The following is a 4,547-nucleotide window of genomic DNA, read 5'->3' on the forward strand; positions in this document are numbered from 1 at the left end:
CAAGATCATTCTCCCACTATGAGGCATATAGAAGCGTATTTAAGCACAAAGTATACTCAAAGTGTACACTATACAGGCACGGGGAGGGGTATGCATCTGTGCTTGGGTGGGGCTGTTCTTACTATAAGGGCAGTCTCATACATAATTATTAAGTAAACGTATACGTATACGGGTATGCTATAATATATATGAAAGGAGAAATATGAGAATAGAAATCTACCTAGAGGAAAACGAGCACGAATACATCAAGTCAATGGGGAAGGGATATATACGTACATTAGTCCAAAAGGATATGGGGTATACGGGTAAAGAAATAAGGCACGAAAAAGCCGTAGAGGCAAGGTCAGAGGCTCGAACTATCATTAAGAAAGCCAAGGTAGCACCCAGAGAGATAGATACCAAAAAGATACGGGTAAATACCTGTAAGTACGAAGGCTGTGGAGCCCTCTTGCCATACTTTGGTGCTAAGGTCTGCAAAGCCTGTAAGGGGAAGCAATAAACAAGACCCTTATAATATTAGTAAGAACTTAAAGAAGGTAGGAGGGTGCTATTTTAGTAAAACAGTGTTCCATTTGCAAGGTGATAATGAAAGAGTTGGGAGAGAGTGGTTCTTCCAAACTCGAGAGACGGTTGTATAACTGTTCTAAATTCGTTAAGGGTGGGGAAACCCAGCGTAAGATATGCAAAGAGTTAAACTTCAACCCTATTTCTATGACCCACCACCTAGCTAAACACCAGAACCCTGATGAGAACGTTTTAATTCAAAAGAAGTACGAAGCCAACCTAGAGAAACAACGCCTTAAACACGAAGATGTCCGTCAGAAGATGATGGAAGTCGGGATGGAGGAGTTGGAAGCTGGGAATATTAAAATGAACGCCTCTGTTTTGAGGGGCGTGGCTAAAGATACTTCCGATATTGAAGAGAAAAACAAAGATAGACAATTAAAGGTCCTTGAAATGTTGAACGCTTTTATTAGTGGAGAGATTACGAACACGGAGGTTATTGATGCTGATTCCACAGAATCTCCAATCAGTTATCTCGAGGGGTAGGGATGATGTTTATTTATTTGCTAGGGAACTTTTAGGGGTAGAGCTACACCCAGGGCAGGTTAAGTTTTCAAACTCTAAGGCTAAGGTTAATATTCTAGTCCCAGCTAATCGGTATGGAAAGACTACGATGCTTGCCATTAAGCACATCCATAAGGCTTTTTACAAAGTCGGAGTTCCGATGGGGAATATGAAGGCTTGGCTAGGTGCAGAATATCTGACTGGTGCGTTAGCACCCCACTCACAACAAGCTGAAGTAATCACGACTACGATTAGACAGATTCTAACTTCTTCTTACCCGATGAGGGTTAACGGGAAGATGACCACCAACAAATGTCTGATTGAATGGGCGATGACAGGAATCACCGAGAGTTATCCGATGCAGATTAAGTATTGGAACCACTCTACGACTTTAGTCAGATCAACAGGGGAAGATAAGGGGAAATCAATCGCTGCTAAGGCTTTTGGTTATATCGGATTTGATGAAGCCTGTAAGGATTTACATTTAGAGGAAGAATATTCAGGGCTTTTAATCCCTAGACTAGCTGACTTTTCGGGTCAACTTGATTTAGTAGGGACGCCTGATGCGACTTCGCCTTCAAATATCTTTTACCAAGAACTCTTTTGGAAGGGTGGTGGTGACGGAAATGTGAAGGACGATATGTTCTACTCTCAAGAGGGGTCTGCTTATGATAACCCTCACTTACCACCCGAGTATTTCGAAGAAACCAAACAACTCTTAAGAGGAAGACCCGAACTCGACCAAGTCCTTTATGGGAAGTTCGTTTCTGTCGGGAATAAGGTGTTTGACAACCGAAAAGTCCTAGACGCTTCCGTTGAGATGGAAGAGTACACCCCCTTTCAGAAGGGGCATAGGTATATTATCGCTATCGACACGGCTATCGGGGAAGACGAACTCGTCATTACTGTCCTCGACTGGACGGAAAGACCGTTTAAAATCGTCAGAACTTCCGGAATGAAAGGAAACTCCCAGAGCCCAGTTTTACATAATCAAAATATAATGGATATCTTCTACCATTACAACGAGGAACAGACCTGTTCCTTAATCCTAGAAGTGTTTAATGGGGAAGCGATGCACTATTACTACCAATTACCAGCCGACATCAGGGCGAAGACTCGCTGTTTCGGTTCAGGCAGAGTGGTAGGGGCTCCGTCAAGACGAGTAGGGCAGGTAGACCGCAAAGAAGACATCCTTTTAGCAGGGCGTAAGCTCCTCGATTCCAACGGAGTGGTATTTTCAAATAAATTAAGAAGGTTAGTCCAACAACTAGCCAACTATACACAAAATGACGAGAAGATTAAAACCGATTGGGTCATCTCGTTCTGTCTGGCGTGTTGGTACGCTACTGACGGACAGCCTAAAATTACAACATTAAAGCCGAGTTATATAGCTTGGTAGAGGGAAAAAATGAAGAAAAAGAAACTCCTTCCTGACACACCTAAGGTGGAGAAGGAAATAGACTTTGACGAAGAGAAAAAGAAATTCATCGTCACTAGGATACAGAACTCAATTAAAGAACTAGAAGGCGAAACTACTACCAGAAACGCCTATATGGACACCAGAGACCGACTTTTAAACGACTCAGACGAAATCTTTGAGGGTATGGACATCAAGGAAGGGTTTGACAAGACCAAATACAACTTCCTCAACAGAGCTAAGGATATTCACACCTTCCAAGTGATGGGTAGAGGGTTTAATATTATCTCAAGATACGACAAGGTCGATTTGTCCTTGTTCGATAAGGGCACTCCCGAGTACAAGGATGCCGAGCTTAAAAACAAACGCAGTGAAGGCGAATCAACCTCAGCCAAAGAACTCTTAAACGGGGTTATCGCTGACAACGGTGGTAAAGGAATCTTTTTGAATATGGCTGCCGTAGCCTCGGCTTACGGGGTGGGAATCATTAAGAAATACCGAGACGGCAACGACATTAAGTTGGTTTCTATCGAATCCCCTCAGAACTTTGTGGCAGGGTGGTCATCGACTAATTTTAGAGAACGGGATTTTGATGCGATTACTTATCGTATCTCGGTCGCCTCTGCGACCAGACTCTACGGAGATAAACTTAAAAAGGGCGAATCCTTCTTGGCTGATAACGCCTCTATCTACTCAACCTCTTTAGTCGAACCTACTTCAAGAAAAATGCTTACTTGTATTGATTTTGTCGGCAGGGATTCAGAAATCAACGATGGCGAAATCTTTAACGCCCTAATCGTTGGCGACAAACTTGTCGGCTACGAAACGAATAAGAAATTCATCCCTAAGTTTTACATCTTCCAAAACAGAGAGAGATTACAGAGACCTTGGGGTGCTTCAGATATCTCAGACGAGGCTATCGACCTCAACAGAACCTACATCGCTCAGATGTCGGACTCTTTAACTTTGCTTAAAAAGATGTTCCCTTTTATCGAGGCTCGTGGTTTTGAATCTACAAATCTACCCAAGAAGGATAGTGGAGCAATGCAAGTCTTTCCTATCGGGCTAGACCAAGAAATGAACATCAAACAATTCCAACCAGGCGTCTACCCTTACAAAACAATGCTAGACGAAATCAAAGAATCTCTCTTTAGAGTTCTCGGGCTCGGTAGAGTGATGATAGACGACCCTACGGTGAGTTTTGAATCCAACCAAGCCCTTATGACAGGGATGAAATCAACCATCGACATCGCAGAAGACAAACAGAGCCGTTGGGAACGCACTCTAGTCGAATTATTTACCGATATTATTGAAGAATTAAAAGACCTCTCACCAGAAACTAAAAAACTGATAGGCGATTCTGTCGAACTAGACATCGAGTGGCCTTCGGTATTGAGGAAAGAAGATGCGAGTTATAACACAATGCTACTTAATAATGTTCGTGGTGGGCTTATATCTCTCGAGACATATTTGGAGAAGATAGGCACGCAGAATGTATCTGAGGAAATTGACCGAATCAAATCCGAAATGAAAGACCCAATTCTGGGGGCTATCTTATCGGCTAATCTGAGAATGGTAAATCAACTCGAAATAATGCCACAACAGCCTGCTCAAGGGCAACAGTCTACTAACGCACCTCTAACGACTGACCAGAACCAAGGTACGCAACCGATGAGCCAAGCAGGTTCAGGTGCTCCTGCCGTATCAGCCGAAGGTGCTATGGCGACAACAAATCAAAATAACGGAGTATAATTTTTATGCCAGTAAACAGCCGTTACCTAGGGAACACTTACTCAAGTTCTAGTTCCCTATACAAGAAAGCCCAAGCTGCACAGAAAAAAGTTCAGTCGTTGGAAGATACTGAAATGAAGTATCTCTGGGATACCAACCAGATAGACAACAACGCTTATTTTGACTATGCGAGTACAAGGTTCAACGAAGTTACCGACCAGATAGATAAACAGACTTGGGATAGAACTATAAGGTCAGTCAATAAAGAGATTGTTTCTGACTACAAGAATGCTGCTTTTTATGAGATATCCAAAACACCAGGGAACACTTC

5 protein-coding genes are annotated in these 4,547 nt (G+C 42.8%); all 5 read left to right on the top strand.

Annotation, left to right across the window (positions count from 1 at the left end; all coding sequences use genetic code 11):
- Positions 1 to 202: 202 nt before the first annotated feature.
- Entirely contained in the window at positions 203 to 499 is a 297-nt protein-coding gene (locus M0R80_31365; protein MCK9464142.1) for a hypothetical protein, read from the top strand.
- A gap of 80 nt (positions 500 to 579) precedes the next feature.
- Positions 580 to 1,050 carry a hypothetical protein gene (locus M0R80_31370; GenBank protein ID MCK9464143.1) on the top strand — a complete coding sequence of 157 codons (471 nt, stop codon included), beginning with the start codon at positions 580 to 582 and terminating at the stop codon, positions 1,048 to 1,050.
- Positions 1,007 to 2,467, top strand: coding sequence for a hypothetical protein (locus M0R80_31375; GenBank protein MCK9464144.1), 1,461 nt, complete (start codon positions 1,007 to 1,009; stop codon positions 2,465 to 2,467). Before M0R80_31370 ends, M0R80_31375 begins: the two co-directional genes overlap by 44 nt.
- Before the next feature lie 9 nt (positions 2,468 to 2,476).
- Positions 2,477 to 4,237: a phage portal protein gene (locus M0R80_31380; GenBank protein ID MCK9464145.1), complete on the top strand. Its 1,761-nt coding sequence runs from the start codon at positions 2,477 to 2,479 to the stop codon at positions 4,235 to 4,237.
- A 5-nt stretch (positions 4,238 to 4,242) separates the two neighbouring features.
- Positions 4,243 to 4,547, top strand: a 305-nt coding sequence (locus M0R80_31385) for a hypothetical protein (GenBank protein ID MCK9464146.1), incomplete at its 3' end; no start/stop codon positions are given.

This window comes from Pseudomonadota bacterium, from assembly GCA_023229365.1.
In the GTDB taxonomy this organism is placed as follows: domain Bacteria; phylum Myxococcota_A; class Polyangia; order JAAYKL01; family JAAYKL01; genus JALNZK01.

What these genes read in the sequence shown, in the direction of transcription:
- M0R80_31365 (MCK9464142.1), top strand. Translation starts at nt 203, where the DNA reads ATGAGAATAGAAATCTACCTAGAGGAAAACGAGCACGAATACATCAAG.
- M0R80_31375 (MCK9464144.1), top strand. Translation starts at nt 1,007, where the DNA reads ATGCTGATTCCACAGAATCTCCAATCAGTTATCTCGAGGGGTAGGGAT.
- M0R80_31380 (MCK9464145.1), top strand. Translation starts at nt 2,477, where the DNA reads ATGAAGAAAAAGAAACTCCTTCCTGACACACCTAAGGTGGAGAAGGAA.